Source organism: Paenibacillus sp. PvP094 (assembly GCF_040546835.1).
GTDB classification, from domain to species: Bacteria; Bacillota; Bacilli; order Paenibacillales; family Paenibacillaceae; genus Paenibacillus; species Paenibacillus illinoisensis.
Genome location: NZ_JBEPOM010000001.1, coordinates 5234957 through 5251825 on the forward strand (window position 1 = coordinate 5234957; position 16869 = coordinate 5251825).

13 protein-coding genes and 1 pseudogene are annotated in these 16869 nt (G+C 39.3%); 11 read left to right on the forward strand and 3 right to left on the reverse strand.

The window, feature by feature from the left end; translation table 11 throughout:
- Positions 1-38 precede the first annotated feature (38 nt).
- Positions 39-812: an SDR family NAD(P)-dependent oxidoreductase gene (locus ABIC22_RS23855; protein ID WP_354484301.1), complete on the reverse strand. Its 774-nt coding sequence runs from the start codon at positions 810-812 to the stop codon at positions 39-41.
- Between the two features lie 216 nt (positions 813-1028).
- Here ABIC22_RS23855 and ABIC22_RS23860 point away from each other — a divergent pair, with 216 nt between their 5' ends.
- The 7 genes from ABIC22_RS23860 to ABIC22_RS23890 all read left to right on the forward strand — a co-directional run bounded on the left by ABIC22_RS23860 (position 1029) and on the right by ABIC22_RS23890 (position 8224).
- Entirely contained in the window at positions 1029-1643 is a 615-nt protein-coding gene (locus ABIC22_RS23860; protein WP_127541255.1) for a TetR/AcrR family transcriptional regulator, read from the forward strand.
- Positions 1644-2068: 425 nt separating this feature from the next.
- On the forward strand, positions 2069-2494 hold the full coding sequence (locus ABIC22_RS23865) for a MarR family winged helix-turn-helix transcriptional regulator (RefSeq protein WP_127541257.1): 426 nt from the start codon (positions 2069-2071) through the stop codon (positions 2492-2494).
- A gap of 185 nt (positions 2495-2679) precedes the next feature.
- Positions 2680-3639: an NAD(P)H-dependent flavin oxidoreductase gene (locus ABIC22_RS23870; protein ID WP_354484304.1), complete on the forward strand. Its 960-nt coding sequence runs from the start codon at positions 2680-2682 to the stop codon at positions 3637-3639.
- A gap of 210 nt (positions 3640-3849) precedes the next feature.
- A complete protein-coding gene (locus tag ABIC22_RS23875) occupies positions 3850-5247 on the forward strand; it encodes an NtaA/DmoA family FMN-dependent monooxygenase (protein WP_354484306.1) in 1398 nt (465 codons plus the stop codon).
- 500 nt (positions 5248-5747) lie between these two features.
- On the forward strand, positions 5748-6095 hold the full coding sequence (locus ABIC22_RS23880) for a winged helix-turn-helix transcriptional regulator (protein WP_354484307.1): 348 nt from the start codon (positions 5748-5750) through the stop codon (positions 6093-6095).
- Between the two features lie 281 nt (positions 6096-6376).
- On the forward strand, positions 6377-7123 hold the full coding sequence (locus ABIC22_RS23885) for an SDR family NAD(P)-dependent oxidoreductase (protein ID WP_354484309.1): 747 nt from the start codon (positions 6377-6379) through the stop codon (positions 7121-7123).
- Positions 7124-7636: 513 nt separating this feature from the next.
- Positions 7637-8224, forward strand: a complete 588-nt coding sequence (locus ABIC22_RS23890; protein ID WP_354484311.1) for a hypothetical protein — start codon at positions 7637-7639, stop codon at positions 8222-8224.
- A 518-nt stretch (positions 8225-8742) separates the two neighbouring features.
- Here the strand turns inward: ABIC22_RS23890 and ABIC22_RS23895 are convergent.
- Together ABIC22_RS23895 and ABIC22_RS23900 are read right to left on the reverse strand one after the other, a co-directional pair.
- The gene (locus ABIC22_RS23895; RefSeq protein ID WP_354484313.1) at positions 8743-10689 is read right to left on the reverse strand and encodes a CocE/NonD family hydrolase; all 1947 of its coding nucleotides are present in this window, start codon (positions 10687-10689) and stop codon (positions 8743-8745) included.
- A gap of 160 nt (positions 10690-10849) precedes the next feature.
- Positions 10850-11878: a hypothetical protein gene (locus ABIC22_RS23900; RefSeq protein ID WP_354484315.1), complete on the reverse strand. Its 1029-nt coding sequence runs from the start codon at positions 11876-11878 to the stop codon at positions 10850-10852.
- A 126-nt stretch (positions 11879-12004) separates the two neighbouring features.
- Between ABIC22_RS23900 and ABIC22_RS23905 the strand changes: the two genes are divergently transcribed.
- The 4 genes and pseudogenes from ABIC22_RS23905 (at position 12005) to ABIC22_RS23920 (ending at position 16869) form a co-directional block, all read left to right on the forward strand.
- The gene (locus ABIC22_RS23905) at positions 12005-12895 is read left to right on the forward strand and encodes a LysR family transcriptional regulator (RefSeq protein ID WP_354484317.1); all 891 of its coding nucleotides are present in this window, start codon (positions 12005-12007) and stop codon (positions 12893-12895) included.
- Positions 12896-13451: 556 nt separating this feature from the next.
- Positions 13452-14627 carry a hypothetical protein gene (locus ABIC22_RS23910; protein WP_354484319.1) on the forward strand — a complete coding sequence of 392 codons (1176 nt, stop codon included), beginning with the start codon at positions 13452-13454 and terminating at the stop codon, positions 14625-14627.
- Between the two features lie 438 nt (positions 14628-15065).
- Positions 15066-15821 (forward strand): IclR family transcriptional regulator, encoded by a 756-nt coding sequence (locus ABIC22_RS23915; protein ID WP_354484321.1) that lies wholly within the window; start codon positions 15066-15068, stop codon positions 15819-15821.
- 108 nt (positions 15822-15929) lie between these two features.
- Positions 15930-16869 (forward strand): annotated as a pseudogene (locus ABIC22_RS23920) (aldo/keto reductase).

A 16869-nucleotide genomic window follows, 5' to 3' on the forward strand; every position in this document is an offset into this window, starting at 1 on the left:
TTCATTTTTCAGATCACGATAATTGATACCAGAGTTGTCTATTTTTTACCAGCTAGATATCCACCGTCAACAGGCAAGGTTATACCTGTAATCATTCTTGCTTGTTCAGAACATAACCAAACAACTGCATTACCCTGATCTTCTGGTTCAGCCAATTTACCCATTGGAATACCAGCCAAAACGTTTTCTTCAAATTCAGTAGTGCCAGAGTTTTGTTCAAAAGCGTTCTTCATCATTGGGCTCATAGTAGCTCCGGGAGCGAGAGCATTAACTCGAATGCCCTTTGTACCGTAATCCATAGCAGCATTTCTTGTGAGTCCAACGATACCAAACTTAACAGCGTTATAAGGGCCATTGTTAGCGACACCAATTACACCAGCACCAGAAGCAGTGTTCACAATTGCTCCTCCACCAGTTTGTAACATCGCATTGATTTCATGTTTCATGCAATAAAATGTACCGTATAAATTAATTTTCATAACTTGATCCCATGTGGAACTTTCTATTTCACCTAATGGAACGAATTTTCCGTTATATCCAGCATTATTATGGGCAAAGTCTAATTTACCGTACGTTGAGACAGTTGTATAAACAAGTGTTTTTACTTGCTCTTCATCACTTATATCACACTTAAAGAACTCTGCCTTCCCACCCGCTTCTTTAATTAGTTTGACTGTCTCATTTCCATTTTCCTCATTAATATCTGAAACGATTACTTTAGCACCTTCTCTGGCAAAAGCAATCGCAGTTGCTTGTCCGATACCTGAACCTGCCCCTGTCACAAGACCTGCCTTACCTTCCATTAACTTCATTATATATACTCCTCCCCTAAAGAAAACCTCTGAACCTATTATATAATCTGAGACTGTACGCCATATTCTGTTCTGTTATAGAAGCGCTTCCATCTATATGGTATACAATGTTCGACATGAGGGTCAATAAGCAGGTAAAATGAATATGTTGATGAATCAACAACGATAATGTATCTGTTCATTTTAACTACTTAAATAGCAAAAGGATGATTTATCTTGAGCAATTCTGATCGACGAAGCAGAAGAAAACAATTGACAAGGAATTTATTAAGCGATGCTTTTATTGACCTTATTTTAGAAAATAACGATGCAGAATCCGTCTCCATTAGTGAAATTACTAATCGCGCTGATTTTAATCGGGGAACTTTCTATATCCACTATCAAGATAAAAAAGACATATTAGAAGATCTGTATCAAGATGCTATCGAAGGGGTATATAAGTCCATGATGATACCATACAGAGGTATTGATAGGGTGAACATTGATAAGACTATTCCTTCTATAAAGCTTTTATTTGAACATATCAACAAGCATAAAAAGTTGTTTAAGGCACTCGATCGCATTGAAAGTTATCCGGATTTATATCATCGTCTTGAGAAATGTTTGTTGAATATATTCACTGAAGAAATTCAATTGGAACGTGATACTGTCACTTTAGAAGAAGAGTACGAAATTCTTATTAACTTTGAGATGCATGGAACAATTGGTGTTATAAAGTATTGGATTAGAACAGACTTTGCACATTCTGTAGATTTTATGGTCGAACAAGTAATTTCTTTAAAAAAACATAAAGTTATTGGAATGAAGTTTAAAAAACAAAACCTTAATTGATTATAGAATGAGAGTATGAATGAATTAATAAAGAATGTTTTGCGGAAACACAAGTGAAGAAGAGATTGAGTATTAAACGGTAATTATTGACGACGCTTTGAAAGAAGTTGAGGCAAATAGTATGGGTATCCAAAGATCAAGTTGTTTGTGGCACGAGAATATTTGGATACAAGAACTAGTTCTAGAATATATGCAGGGAAAATGACCAATTATCAATGGATAACCAGAATGTTCAACAACATTTATTAAATAAACAATATTTAATTGAACTAAAGGGTGAGTATCTGGAAGAGACTGATACACTATTGCTCTATTGGAGCAGATTAGCTGAAGAAGAGCAATCAATGAAGTGATCATTGACAACAAAAAATGACCATGATATATTTAGGCCGCTAAATATTTTTCGGGTTAGAGGAGGTTCATATATGAAGGTTAGTGTTGACTGTGATATTCGGGGGTCCTTGGATAAAGTTTCTTCCCAAACGCGTCGGAATCATAGTGAGAGTCTTAGAGAACTTAATCTATATTTAGGACAAGATAACTTACTTGCGCGATTGTGGTTGGGTGATGGAATAACACAAATGCAGCTATGTGAACATTTAAAATGCGAACCGCCTACGGTAACAAATATGGTTAAAACGCTAGAGCAGAATGGTTTCATATACCGTAAACGTGATACAGAGGACGCTAGGGTTATGAGAATTTATCTAACGGACAAAGGTAAAGAATTAGAAGAACCTGTTAGATCTAAATGGAAACAGCAGCAAGAAAAATTATTACAGTCCATTTCAGCTAAAGAACGTTTAATATTAAGGGATTTACTAGAGCGTATGGAGAAAAACTTAGACTAAGCTTTTCTCGAACAAATATTTAGTATACTAAAATTTAGTGGCCTAATTATATCTATGGATGCCTCGAAGATACTCTGGCCGAATATTGCAGTAGTACGTTAGCCAAACTGAAAAATATTTAGCAAGGAAAGTATATTCACTTATTGACCAAGGTATTAAAATAATCGCAAGCAGGAGGATCAATTATGAATAATAGAATATGCGAAATATTAAATATAGAAAAACCCATTATACAGGGTCCGATGTCTTGGGTTACTAATGCCGAATTTGTTGCAGCGGTAAGCAATGCTGGTGGATTAGGATTTCTAGGTCCCAATGCCGGTCAGATTGAGGTAACTCGTTCACCCGAAATTAGTGCGGAAAGAATGAGAACTGAAATACAAAAAATAAAAACATTAACAGATAAGCCATTTGGAATACCTGTGGCCGTAAATCGTGATTTAGCTTTCACATGGCCACTTATAGAAACAGTTATTGACGAAAAGGTTCCTGTTGTTCTTGTGAACGATATACTGGATGAAAGAATCTTTAAACCATTAAAAGAAAACAATATTAAAATTGTTTATAGACCCCTTACGCCTACTATTGAAAATGCAAAAGCTGCAGAAGAATTTGGAATTGATGTTTATGTTGCGACTGGATTTGATGAAGGGGGTACGGTTCCAGAACGAGTTATTGGAACATTTTCGATTGTTCCCATGATTGTAGATGCTATTAATACCCCTGTACTGGCAGCGGGGGGTATAGGAGATGTTAGAGGCGTGCGTGCTGCATTTGCTTTAGGCGCTGAAGGTGTGTTTGCTGGTAGTGTCTTTATTCCAACCAAAGAAAATCCAGCAGCAGAAAACGTGAAACAAATGATCGTAGATGCCACAGCAGAAGATTTACTAATGTTCCGTACTTTACCAGCATACTATCGGTCTTTACCTACTAAATTAGCGAATAAACTAGTCGAAATGGATAAACAAGGTGCTAGTCGTGAAGAAACAGCGAAATTGATGCGTGGATCAATCGGAATGCGTATCGGGATGCTCGAAGGAAATACAGACGATGGTTATATTTCTATAGGTACGGGAATTACGCCAATTAAAGAAATCAGAACTGTAAAAGAAGTGGTCGATACTTTAATGCAAGACTTTAATTGAAAATATTAAACTATTTACTTGTATTATAACCTCTATTTTCTTGATACATTAGCCAGAAAAATTTGAATTTAGAGTCAGGAGGATATCTTCGCATTGCACAGCAGTCATGGACACCCTTCAGCAGGTCATTGGTGCAATTGAAACAGCGGTTGCAATCATACAACAAATGTTGCCTAAAATAAACCTGTTGAATAGAAAGAAGGCTTAACTATGAATAATAAAAAAGAATTCACGTCTGGTGTTCAAGATGTCGATAACACAGATGCAAGTACACAAAAAATACAAAAGAAACAAATGGTTCTGGGTGTAGGCTTAGGGAACAACTTTGGTATACATCAAGGCGCATGGCGTATGCCGCACGCCGATCCTAATGATTACACGAACATCAATGCCACTGTAAAACAGGTAAAGGTAGCTGAACGCGGTGGACTTCAGTTCATCTTCTTGTCTGACTTTTTCTTTACGAAGGAGGACTTGAGGGAGACACCACCCATAATCAGTTTAGATGTACTCATTACTCTTGCTGCAGTATCACAGGCTACTGAGAGCATTGGATTAATTGGCACAGCATCTACTTCTTTCACTGAACCTTACTTACTGGCACGACAACTCAAGGCACTTGACGTCATCAGCCGTGGCCGTATTGGATGGAATGCTGTCCCGAGCTACGATGCTGAATCATTCGCAAACTTCGGCAAGAATCTACCGCCCCGTGAGAAAAAGTACGAGCGTCTCCATGAAGTGGTACAAATCGTCCAAGCACTTTGGGGTAGCTGGGAATATGAGGCGGGTCAGCCTGACCAAACTGGCATGTTCGCTGATCCTACTCATGTTCGTCCAGTCAACCTTAAAGGTCAACACGTCGGAACTCGTGGTCCGCTTCCAATCCCACCGTCTGATCAAGGTCAGCCTGTCGTTGTTATGCCTGCTGGCAGTAGCTACGGCCTACAAGCAGCTGCTATGTATGCCAATGTCATTATTGGAAGACCATCAAGTATCGAAGAAAGTAAAGCTTTACGTAACACTGTACGAAATGCCGCAGAAAAAGCAGGTCGTAACCCAGATGAAGTTAAGCTAATCACATTCGCTGGGTTTACTATCGGTGATACAAAACGCGAAGCACTTGATAAACGTGCTGCACTCGATGATAAGATAGACATCCGCGGTCAGCTAAGACTCTTGAGTGCTTACCTTGGTCTGAATGAGGAACTCACTCAGCCTGACGAACCACTTACAGAAGCACAGCTTGCTGCAGTTCATGCACACCCATTAGATGCTACATCTCAACATGTAGTAGAGCTAGCTAAAGCAGGATGGTCTCCACGCGATATTCTTGCTCATGCCGTGTTAGAGCCATACCCAACGGTAGTTGGCACTGGCGAGCAGGCAGCTGACCTTCTACAAGAGTGGTATGAAGCAGATGCAACAGACGGCTTCCTACTCATTATCGATGATTTTAACACTGGAATAGATGACTTTGTAGATCATGTCGTACCAGTCTTGCAAGAACGTGGCATCTTCCATAAAGACTATGAAGGAAGAACCTTCCGTGATCACTTCGGACTACCATCACAATATGGACTCGATCCACGTATCATAACTAAATAGGTGGAAGAAGACATCTGTGAAGTATAATCAGACTCTAAGAAATAATCAAAATCACCCCTCAAAATAATTTGAGAGGTGATTTTTAAACTATTTCAAGTTTCCGAAGTGAAGTGATTTTTTATCAGTATTTATTGAAGGAGAAATTCGTATGGAAACAAAGATAGATATTTATTTCACCGTTGAATAAAGAATGTATTTAACTAACGGGAAACGTTAGTCCAAAAAATTAAGGAGCAGTTGCCGGTCGGCAGCTGTTCCATTTTTCGTTAAGCTAACGGGCAGGTTAAGGTGGAGAAATATTCCTCATAAATTCCAGTTTATAGTAATAATTCAGGATAAGACCAGCTACTGAATGATCTGAATATATAACTGTTTTAGAACTGTTCTTAAGCACCAACAAATGCTATCATGAATTGGAGTGTTAATTAATAGTGTACATGCTTTTTAATTATATAGTAGCTATAAAGTAATAAATAGAACCGGGGGCTGTTATTACTAATATGAAAACATATTATTGTGACCTTGAGGTTACGTTGGACATTATCGGAGGGAAGTGGAAGGGGCTTGTTTTGTATTACTTGATTAAAGGTCCAAAGCGCACGAGCGAGTTAAAGAGACTCATACCAGGTATTACTCAAAAAATGCTTATTCAAACGCTTCGAGATCTGGAAACGAGTGGACTGATACATAGAAAAGTGTATAATCAAGTCCCCCCTAAAGTCGAATATTCAACTACTGAACTTGGTCAATCTCTTGAATCTATTTTGAAGAATCTTTGCAACTGGGGTGGAAAATATGCAGAGGAAACATTCGCACAGGATGAGTTCGAAATTTTGCACACGGATTAAAAATAGTATAAAACGAAAACCCCAGGGATATCATTCTTGGGGTTTTCGTTTATATAAATGGCTATAGAAGAGATTTAGCCCAACAACCTTACAATTGTTTCCTTTTAGTTACTATATAACAAAAAAGTAAGTACTTCTTTTTTAGATATGTTTGATACATAATGTCACTTGTACGATGGAATTACATCTTACACAAGTAAAATCGCTGCGTTGTTATGGTTTGGTTACTATAGCTGTACTAATATAGGCCATACGGCCTCAAGAGGGAGAGGACAGAAATCATGGGGAATTTCAATGGTAAGGTCGTGGTCGTCACTGGAGGGACAAGCGGTATCGGACTTGCTACGGCACAGCGTTTTGTGGAGGAAGGGGCGCATGTCTTCATAACTGGACGCAGACAAAACGAGCTGGACACAGCGGTGAAATTGATTGGGGAACGGGTCACTGGCGTTCAAGGTGACATATCAAATCTAAACGATCTGGACAAACTATTTGAAACGGTGAGACAGGAGAAAGGGCATCTGGACATTCTTTTCGCTAATGCCGGACTTGGCAGCATCCTGCCCTTGGGCCATATTACAGAAGAGCAATACCAGATCACGTTCGATGTAAACGTAAAGGGTACTCTTTTCACCATCCAGAAGGCCCTGCCGCTGTTTCCGGACCAGACTGGTTCCATCATTCTTACGGGTTCAACGGCATCTACGATCGGCGATGCAGGGTTTAGCGTGTACGGAGGAACCAAAGCGGCGCTCCGCCAGATGGCGAGAAACTGGGTTACGGACTTAAAGGGGACCGGAATACGAATTAATGTACTGAGCCCAGGAATGATCCATACGCCGGCTTACGACGATTTGTTTGGAGAGGCGTTGGATCAAGTCCTTGAATCCGCTAAGGATACCGTTCCATTGAGCCGCCTTGGTAAAGCAGAGGAGATCGCCAGTGCAGTGATGTTCCTTGCCTCGGAGGAAAGCAGCTATGTCAACGGCATCGAACTATTCGTAGATGGTGGAATGGCACAAATCTAAGCATTCGTTATTGATCATAGTTTTAAGTGGCAATGAAAACGATAGCTCAATAATGCTAAGAAAGCAGCTGATCAATGTGATCGGCTGCTTTTATTCAACTGCGGGTAAGATAGTTGAAGATTATTGGCGGTGAACGGTATCACAAGTGATGGTACACACAATCAGAAAAGAAATAGTGTTTGATAGTAGTTATATCAGCAGATTAAGTCGATAGTGACAATTGTCCGTCGTACAAAGACTATCTTTGTTCAACGCTGTTTATGTTGAACTCCCTCGGTACGATTTAGTTTTCTCATGAATGCTCGCTAACGTGTCCCGTTAGTTTAATCTTGTGAACAAACGGACACCTTCCATATTTTCATCCTCACTTGTGCGAAAGAAGCTAACTGTATATGGGTCCCCCAATTTGATCGGATATAATCACTAATCCTACCCCCAGCAAAGAATGTTATAATAGCATTATTTATATAGTAACGTAGACAAGACAAACAGGAGTTTAGCGGAGGGGATATAGTGGGAACGTCGGCTAGTGAAGGTTTGACCCAACAGTTGATAGAACATTTAAATGGGTTGGATTTTATTACCCGAATAGATGTAATTGGAAGTCGTGTTGAACAAACCTCAGACGCTTACTCGGATGTAGATTTATTGCTAACAATTAAAGATGTTACTCCAGATATCGCATTGTTCGAAGTGACCGAAAGTGTAAAAGCGAAGTTCCAACCGGTGTGGTATGATTTTGCAAACAGCCTGATGCCTGATAAATTTTTAGTATCAACATTTATTGGAGGAGACAATCCTTTTGCATTTTATGATGTCGGTATCCTAAACAGTGATAAGAATTTGGGCTATGACAAAACACAGTTTGAAAATGATCAATGGATTCATTTGATGAAGCTCTGGGTGATGAATTTCAAGTATATGATGCGTAATGCACCACAGTTTGAAAAACGATTTGCAACAATGATGGAAAAAGCGAACATCTCCCACTATTCCGATTATAGAACAGGTTTTTATCAATTGTTGTTAAAACTGAAAGATAAGAAGACTATTAAGAGTGGTTATTTAAATATGCTTGAGGAGGTATTTAGAAACAGCTGATGGTACGCCTGGAGAAACGGCAGCACTTTCTTATGCTCAGCGTGTAACCATAGGACTCCTAATAATAGAGGGTGCGTAACCTTCTGATAATGGACAAGGTTACTTGTGGTTACTCCACATAAAGTTCCTTTTAAACAGCAACTGTTTCTCGGTATTAAAGCGGGGAACGGTTGCTTAATTTTCTTAGAGGTCTATTCTGGTTATAAAAAGAAACCAAGGATAGCCTTGATCTGAAGGAGAAACGGGAATTTCATACAGGAGAATTCAAAGGTATCAGAACAGCAAATCTTGATGCCTTTTTGTTTTATATACAGATCAAAAATGAAGTTAGCGAGTCAAATTATATAGGTAACTAATAAAACAGGAGTCGTGCTCACTCAATCTACGACATGTAATTTTCGTATTACGCAGCTCGTCAGCTAAAAGCACTAGATGTTCTGACGCATTACATATAACTGGAGCTATACTCCAACGTTTTACTAGTTAGAGTGCAGCTCCATGAAAATGAGTGTTTTCAATTACTCTTCGATAGGAAGATCTGCGGTATTCATCGGAACTGGTTCAGTACATGCTGGTTTTCCCGCCATAGCTGCATGGTCAAAACCGCCAGTCTTTTCAGGAGCATATGGCCAATCCAACCATTCACCTTGCTTGTCTGCAGGTATGATAGGTAAGGTGATGGAAGATGGATGTTCAGCATCGTGATAGATGGTTTGGTCAGCAATCACATAGTCCTTTTCTGTGCAAGTCCTAAGATCAATAAAACGGTTTGGATTTGCATCGTACATTGATGAATTTGTACTCATAACTTCAATACGGATACGATGTCCTTTTTTGAAGATATTACTTGTTGCTCGCATCCTCAAAGTCATTTTTTCTATCTGGTTTGGAACCATGGGCTCAGGATTTTTGCGATCATTGCGATAGCGACCACGTACACCACCTGTGGTGAGATGCATTGAGCTTCCGTCAGGATATACATCAAGAAGTTTCATGATGAAATCCGTATCTGAACCGCTTGTAGATGCGTAAAGTGTAGCATTAATCCAGCCTGTAACCTCAACATCTTCTTCCAGCACAGGAGTTGAATACACTAGCACGTCGTTTCTCTGCTCATTACCTGAATGGTCGTTCATTCCTCCGAACATTGTGTGCTCCTGTATATTATATACAGGATTTGCAGGGTCTGAGGAGTAGTGATCTGCTGATTCTGAAACAGGAAATGCTGTAGATAATACACCATCACCAGCAGAAGTGTTAGCATTACCATCGCTGTGAAGGTAGTATTCAGTGAGATTCGTATCAGGCAATGGCCAAGCCTGTTCAGCACGCCATCTTTCTTCACCCATAACATAGATGACAGCTTTGCCTTTCTGGAATAAATCTGCAGGAATTCCCTTTAACTGCTGATTGAACCAATCGATATTTAGGCTAGCCTGGTCAGTATCCTCGTTTGCAAAACGGTGATCGTTCGTTCGTGCGGTATGACTGAATGGAGTGAGAACCAGACGATGACCATCCGCAACTTCCTGAGAGACTGAATTGGTCACAGCCTGTTCATATGCCATAATTGAATTAGTTAAGAGTAAATCATACCATCCTCCGACAAATACGAGAGGCTTCTTGAATTTGTTTGTGCGTTTGGTGATATCGTTGTAAGAGAAAAAGTCAATATTATCATAATTCTCTACCCACTTTTGCCAGAATGGTATATGACGCATAATAGGCATGTTTTTTAAACCGTATTTTTTTGCCCATTCTCCCGCATTTACTTTTCGAGGATCTCCTAAAGGATTTCCCAAAAGAGCGTTATCCTCCATTATTTTTTCTTTGATAATCGGTGAAAATCTGTGATGAGCTAATTGGTCATCAAGCATCATAATGGCCCAGAAAACATTTAAATTGAGAGAAAAGAAGCCGTTTTCGAAACCAAGATTATTCCCAATCGCAGAGTTGATTGCCGGATTAGAAATAACGGATGTTTCCAACCCTAGAATATCACCGCTAAGCCAAGGCAAAATCTGTGAAGCTCCTTGCCATGAAATTCCACTCGTAACAATCTGTCCATTACTCCAAGGCTGTTTTCTAACCCATGTTATGGTATCTACTCCATCTCGGTGTACGCCCCAACCATCATGGTCTGGTCTTCCATCGTCACCCCATCCTTCATTGGCAAGAGGCTGTAGTTGCCCTTCACTCTTTGCAGTTCCTCTGGCTGCGACTTCAACACACACATAGTCGTTTGCTGTAGCATACTCAAACAGTCCATACCAAGCTGTAGTTGAAGCACTGTGAAGATATGCAGAACGAATCAGAATAACCGGATATTGTTTTGTAAAGTCCGGTTTACCGTCTTTGAGTGGAAATTTGACACTACCGACTAGTCTGGTGCCGTCACGCATAGGGATAATGACGTCTTTGAATTCGGCATATTTATGATGTTCTCCTGGAAATTTTGCTGTCATAGATTCTCCTTTTATTTAATGGAATAATAATCAATCATAGTTTCATATTCGATCCATATTGGCTTTTTAAGGGATATGATAATTAAACAGAACATTCTGACACTGACTTGTTGTCAGATATCAGTACATTCTGTTCTATAAACTAGTTATTATTTTACTTTTATCTACGAGTTGGGAGTTTGCTCATTCTTGTATTACCATGCTTTGTCTCAGTTTCCCCCCATGCCCAATACGAATCTACTTCGCGTGTCTCACCAACACGTTGCATTCTACCTTCCTGCTGAGGAGTTGGAGGATATTTTTGCAGCATAGCGGGCATTTTCCCTCTCGGATCAGGAGTAAACGTCCAGTTTTCACCCTCTATTGTAAATTCAATCCCTTGTGAAAATGGGCTATTCGGTGATGTAGCAACTTTTCCTTCTATATTTTGTGTTGCAGTTACGGTCTTTCCATCGGTGAATACAGCGAAACCTAAGCGGTCATGACCGAGAAGAAAGTGTCCTCCTTCAACTGATCCATCTTTATATTTGTTTGCCCAGGTATACCATACAATATGGCCAAAGTTCTCCATCAAGATATCTCTGTTACCGTATAAGACAGCACCGTCAGCCATATATACCTGATCGAAGGCCACAAAGCCTTTTGCTTTAACCCCTTGAAACTCACCCGTTAATTCAAACAGGTGGGAGACATAATAAGTTCCTTCATCTCTTCCGGGGAGGTACCAGTGCAGGCCAGGTTTAATCATAGGTCCTTCCAGAGAAAAAAGTTTTTCTTCTTTCCACACAAAATAATCTTCACTGAAGCGTATTTCGAAATCATCTCCAACTACCCCGGGAGCTTTTCGCCATACTGCTTCATTTCCGTCTTGAATACCTACAGTTCCTTTAGCGGAAGCACAATCTTCCGTTAGTTCTGTATCAAAAATCAAATTCTCTCCATCAGCTTTGGTGGATTGGATCACTAGTCCCAAATAAGCCTTTTCAGTATCCAGATCAGGATTAAAGTTACGAAGTAATTCGTACATTTCACCATCTTCTGTACGAATGTTTCCGTAAATTGCAGTAAGGTTCGGTTTAAGTCCGAAATAACCTCTGTCTGATAATACATCCTCTACACTGGGTTGATGAGCACCGGAAAGTTGCTGAAAAAAGTTACCACGCTCATACACATCTCCTAACTTTGGCATAAATAATATCCTCCTTTAAGTATAATTTGATCGCCTTACATCCATATGGTACTCTCATTATTATTGGAAGTTAAACACTTAATCGGTGCTCATTAATATTGAAAACATACATAAAGGAGAGATTCTATGGAATTAAGACAATTGAAATATTTTTTAGCTGTTTCCGATACACTTCATTACGGAAAAGCTGCTGATTTATTACATATTTCAGAACAGCCGTTAAGTTTTCAAATCAAAAAATTGGAAAGTGAACTTGGTTTCAAATTATTTGAGCGGACTACACGTTCAGTAGCATTGACCCCCGCAGGCGAATTACTTAAAAAGAAAACTCTAGAAGGATTGAGAATTTTGGATAAGGGAGTAGAGCAGGCGGGGAAGATCGCTAGGGGAGAAACAGGGAAATTACACATAGGATATAATAGTATGACGCTGCACAATATTTTGCCTCATTTAGTTAGCGAATATCGGAATCGGTATTCTGATGTTGAGATTATACTATCGGAACAGAATTCACCAGAGTTAGAATATAACTTAATAAATGAAGAAATAGATTTAGGTATAGTGGCTCTATATGGTGGAGCTATGTCTGACGAATTGAAATATGAAACTATTTTTAGTGATCCCGCTTTTATTGCGTTCCCCAAAAACCATTATATGAAAGATAAAAAATTCATAAACCTTTCTGATTTGGCAGAAGAAGCTTTCTTGGTGTATTCAAGAGAAGTAAGGGCGAGATCCTATGATTATTTAATAGCACATTGTCATGCTGCGAAATTCACACCAAATATTATACAAGAGGCAGAGACCGATATGGCGTTGCTCGGACTAGTAGCAACAGGGCTTGGAGTTGCTTTGGTTCCTGGAAGTTTCCGACATATATTAACGGATGTTATTGATTACAGGATGATTAACGAACCAAAGATAAATATCGATGTTGCAATTGTGTGGAAGGCGACGAAGTACTCGCCTATGTTGCGGAATTTTAGGGATATTGCTAAACCGCAAGCCTCCATTTAATTTATAGAGCACAATCATAAGATGATTCAGTTGTTAATAGCATCATTTTTTGAATAATATAATTCTTGGGAATGTGGTTTAAGCTGATGGAACGTTTGTCCTGCCTGTAATTCATTAACAAGAGAAACATAAGAGCCCGCGCCCAGCGCGGGTTTTCTGTTTTAAGGGACCAAGTTCTTGTCCTAATCTCAGGACGAGAGCTTGGTCCTATTGCCGAAAATCGACAAAAACATGGTACTAAAGTTACATAAATATCTAAACTCCATTTCTGGTTCTTTTTATGTTTTAGTAATGAAAACTCTAAATCTCCTTCAATTATTATGTATGGATAAGGTGTAAATATGTATTAATTATGTGCTTAATTTTTGATTATAAGTATTATATCATGTGCTCATAGCAAATTAACATTAAACTTTAGACAATGATAGTGTAAAGTTTGCTATGAAAAAATAGTGTAATAAATTTTACACTAACTTTTGACTGAGGGAGGTTGATATACAAAATACAATGAACAGATGCTCCAAATCTGTCCATTCAATTTCATGAGTTTATAAATATGATAAAAGATTTCAATGTTAATATTAAGGGAAAGAAAGGAAGACGTATTATGTCAGATGATTATAACGACAAGTATGCTAATATTAAATCCTCTCACGAGGTAATTACTCTAGAAGATGAGATGACTCATTTTGAGTCACTTTCAGTGCCTTCATCACAAACTGATATTTGGGAAGAAACTGCTGCTGGTGTTGTCGCAGAAGCAGGAGACTACGATATTCTGCTATGGGCAGCCGGCTATGCTCTCTTTGGTAATGGAAAGGGCATTTGGGGTCCTGGTATGTCAGCAGAAAGAGAAATTCAGTTAATTGTTGTACCAAAATCTCAGCGGGGTACCATGACAGACAACAACTTTGTGCGTGTAGGGTGGACTCCTAAAGAGCGTTTGCATGGCGATAAATTTAAGGTTACTGCAACAGAGGACAAAGTCATTTGGGACTTTAATGGACTTAAGTTTATAGCAACTCCTCCTACATGGAACATCAAAGGAAAAGCTGGTGATGCTGAGCTTGATCTTGTGTACGAGCAAATTGGTACAGCTCTTTGGAACTGGGGACCTTTCGCAAAGGCTAACGAGGATGACCGTGCTGGCTATGATGCATTCGTTAACGTTAATGGAACTATTCGCACATCAGAACATAATTTAACGATTGAGAATGGATATGGTGTTCGTGAACACATCATTACAGGGCAGTCAAACGACCCAATTAAAAATCTTCCTGCAACTAATTGGATGTGGTGGCTTTACACAATTCAAGGTGATGTTAAAATAAACTTCTTCCAGCCCGGTCCTAACCAAATCGGCTTTGTAAAATATGCTGATAAACAAATTGATTTTGGACCAGGTAATGGAATTATCGATTACCAAATTATTGAGAAGTGGGAAGATCCTAGAAGTGGTATGAATATGCCTGTTAAATGGAAGCTAAAGATGGAAAAAGGCAACTGTGTCGTTGATGTAGAAATTGCTGCACATGGTCGTGCTTACAGCCACTGGCCAGTTTCGACAGGAACTCGTATGTATTGTTATCTGCTTTCAACAATGACAGGAACTGTTTCCCTTCCAGATGGTCGTACAGTGACACTTGACAATCATCTAACAGTAAATTCTTTCTGTAAAACTATTCTAACTGCAGGCGAGAATCTATCTGGTTCTAAACCAGAACTTGACTAGAACGAAATCTCTCTAAGATGTTCGTTTTATATTGTATATAATACTAGGTTACCAATCACCAATTCAACTGGTGGTTGGTAACTTTTTATCCTCATATTCGCGGGCGAAGGATATAACAGGTCGTACGCAATTGCTACGGGTATGCCGATTTTGAATCTTAGGGGGAGCATACCGCGTGAAGGTAACGGCCAACTACCGTGCAGCTGATCCATATGATCGGCTGCTTTTAATTTAACTAACGGGCAGTTTAGTGGAATGTAAATGTTAAGCCTATAATGCTGAATAAAGCACGAAACTTTGGAAAAGTTGAATCACGGATCATTGGACACATCAATTACAGGAATTAGGACAATCTAAAATGCAAAGGATTTGAAAGAGATTTGATATTCCATTATATTAGATTTCATAATTCATCCGAGAAACGAGGTGGAAATGAAAATGGAGTCATACGAACTCACGACGTTAAAAAGAGGACTGATTATTCTTGATTTATTGCGCGAACAGCATTCTCTTTCAATGAGTCAGATAATAGAAAAATTGTCTTTGAATAAGACAACAGTCTATAAACTGTTATTTACTTTGGAAAAAATGCAATACATCAAGAAAGTCGAGAAATACTATTATTTGAACCCCAGTATTTTCTTTGACGATCGTATACATATTATCCGTGATATTCAGTGGTCGTCCCTTAATACACCTTACCGATTGGCTGAAGTGAGCGGAGAAAAAGTATTCGTTGGCATACTTGAAAACGAAGAGCTTGTAATCAAAAATGTGATTTTGACACCTTCTATGATGCCTGACTTGGACGCCATCGGTAATCGATCCCCTATTTATTCAAGTGCAATTGGAAAAGCTGTATTTGCTAATTTACCGTCTGATCTTCAAGCTGAGATACTGATGAAGCTTTCGTTAAGCAACATTACCAAAAAGACATTTAACGATAAGGATTTATTTAAACATCATTTAGAGGTAATCAAAGAACAAGGATTTGCCGTCGATGATGAAGAGACGAATGTTGGAAAACGGTGTGTGGCTGCCCCTGTCTACATAAATGGTCGTGTTATCGGCTCACTAGCTATTCATGGGGATACGGGGAGTATAAGAAGAAGATCAATACGTTCATTATCCAACATGGTCAAGCGGTACAGCAGACAACTATCCTTGGAACTGGAACATTTAAAGTCGCGTTAGAGAGTTTCTTTATTAGAAACTCTTTTTAGGTTTGTTTTTCGTTTTAACTACAGCCTTTAGAATTACAGGTGTAAGGACAAACGTTTAACAAAGGAGTGAAGAACAACCATGATATATCAAAAGTTGCGTGGTACCGACCTGAAGGTATCTGAAATTGGACTCGGGACAAATGCGGTCGGGGGGCACAACTTATTCACCGACTTGAACGAAGTTGATGGCATCGAGATGGTTGATGAAGCATTACAAGCTGGGAATTACATTCATTGATACTGCAGATATTTACGGAAAAGGCCGCTCGGAAGAACTTATTGGAGAAGTTCTCACAACATATAACAGAGAGGACGTTGTAATTGCGACCAAGGGCGGAAGGCGTTGGTTTGCAGATGGATCTGTTGTTGTAGATAATACACCTCAATATCTGCGTAGTGCACTTGAAAGCAGTTTAAATCGATTGAAGACAGACTACGTAGATTTGTACTATCTTCACTACCCTGACCCTAAAACTCCGTTAGCAGAGGCTATTGAGGAACTTACGAAGCAAAAGCAGGAAGGAAAAATTAAGGCCATCGGAATTTCGAACGTATCCTTGGAGCAACTTAAAGAGGCAAATGTACATGGGGATATATCCGTATTGCAGTCGCCATACCATCTGCTCGATCGCACCGCTGAGGAAAAATTACTACCTTACATTAGAGAAAATAATATTTCTTTTATTCCGTACGGTCCACTTGCCTATGGTTTACTTGGGGGCAAATACACGGAAGATTTCAAATTAGCAGAAGGAGATTGGAGACGAGGCCAGCCGTTGTTCGAAAAGGAAGCATTTAAAAAGAACTTAAAAATCGTCAGCAGCCTGAAGGAACTTGCGGAAGAGAAAGAAACAACGTTGACGAATTTGTCGCTTGCTTGGCTGCTTTCCCAGGAAGGAATTGATGCCGTTATTCCAGGAGGAAAGCGGAAAGATCAAGTGGTTCTTAATAGCCGAACCAGCGATGTAACGTTCACACAAGAAGATCTTGATATTATTGAAGGCATTATTAAAAATTGA

What these genes read in the sequence shown, in the direction of transcription:
- ABIC22_RS23905 (WP_354484317.1), top strand. Translation starts at nt 12,005, where the DNA reads ATGGAATTAAGACAATTGAAATATTTTTTAGCTGTTTCCGATACACTT.
- ABIC22_RS23865 (WP_127541257.1), top strand. Translation starts at nt 2,069, where the DNA reads ATGAAGGTTAGTGTTGACTGTGATATTCGGGGGTCCTTGGATAAAGTT.
- ABIC22_RS23880 (WP_354484307.1), top strand. Translation starts at nt 5,748, where the DNA reads ATGAAAACATATTATTGTGACCTTGAGGTTACGTTGGACATTATCGGA.
- ABIC22_RS23895 (WP_354484313.1), bottom strand. Translation starts at nt 10,689, where the DNA reads ATGACAGCAAAATTTCCAGGAGAACATCATAAATATGCCGAATTCAAA.
- ABIC22_RS23870 (WP_354484304.1), top strand. Translation starts at nt 2,680, where the DNA reads ATGAATAATAGAATATGCGAAATATTAAATATAGAAAAACCCATTATA.
- ABIC22_RS23885 (WP_354484309.1), top strand. Translation starts at nt 6,377, where the DNA reads ATGGGGAATTTCAATGGTAAGGTCGTGGTCGTCACTGGAGGGACAAGC.
- ABIC22_RS23900 (WP_354484315.1), bottom strand. Translation starts at nt 11,878, where the DNA reads ATGCCAAAGTTAGGAGATGTGTATGAGCGTGGTAACTTTTTTCAGCAA.
- ABIC22_RS23855 (WP_354484301.1), bottom strand. Translation starts at nt 812, where the DNA reads ATGAAGTTAATGGAAGGTAAGGCAGGTCTTGTGACAGGGGCAGGTTCA.
- ABIC22_RS23875 (WP_354484306.1), top strand. Translation starts at nt 3,850, where the DNA reads ATGAATAATAAAAAAGAATTCACGTCTGGTGTTCAAGATGTCGATAAC.
- ABIC22_RS23910 (WP_354484319.1), top strand. Translation starts at nt 13,452, where the DNA reads ATGATAAAAGATTTCAATGTTAATATTAAGGGAAAGAAAGGAAGACGT.
- ABIC22_RS23915 (WP_354484321.1), top strand. Translation starts at nt 15,066, where the DNA reads ATGGAGTCATACGAACTCACGACGTTAAAAAGAGGACTGATTATTCTT.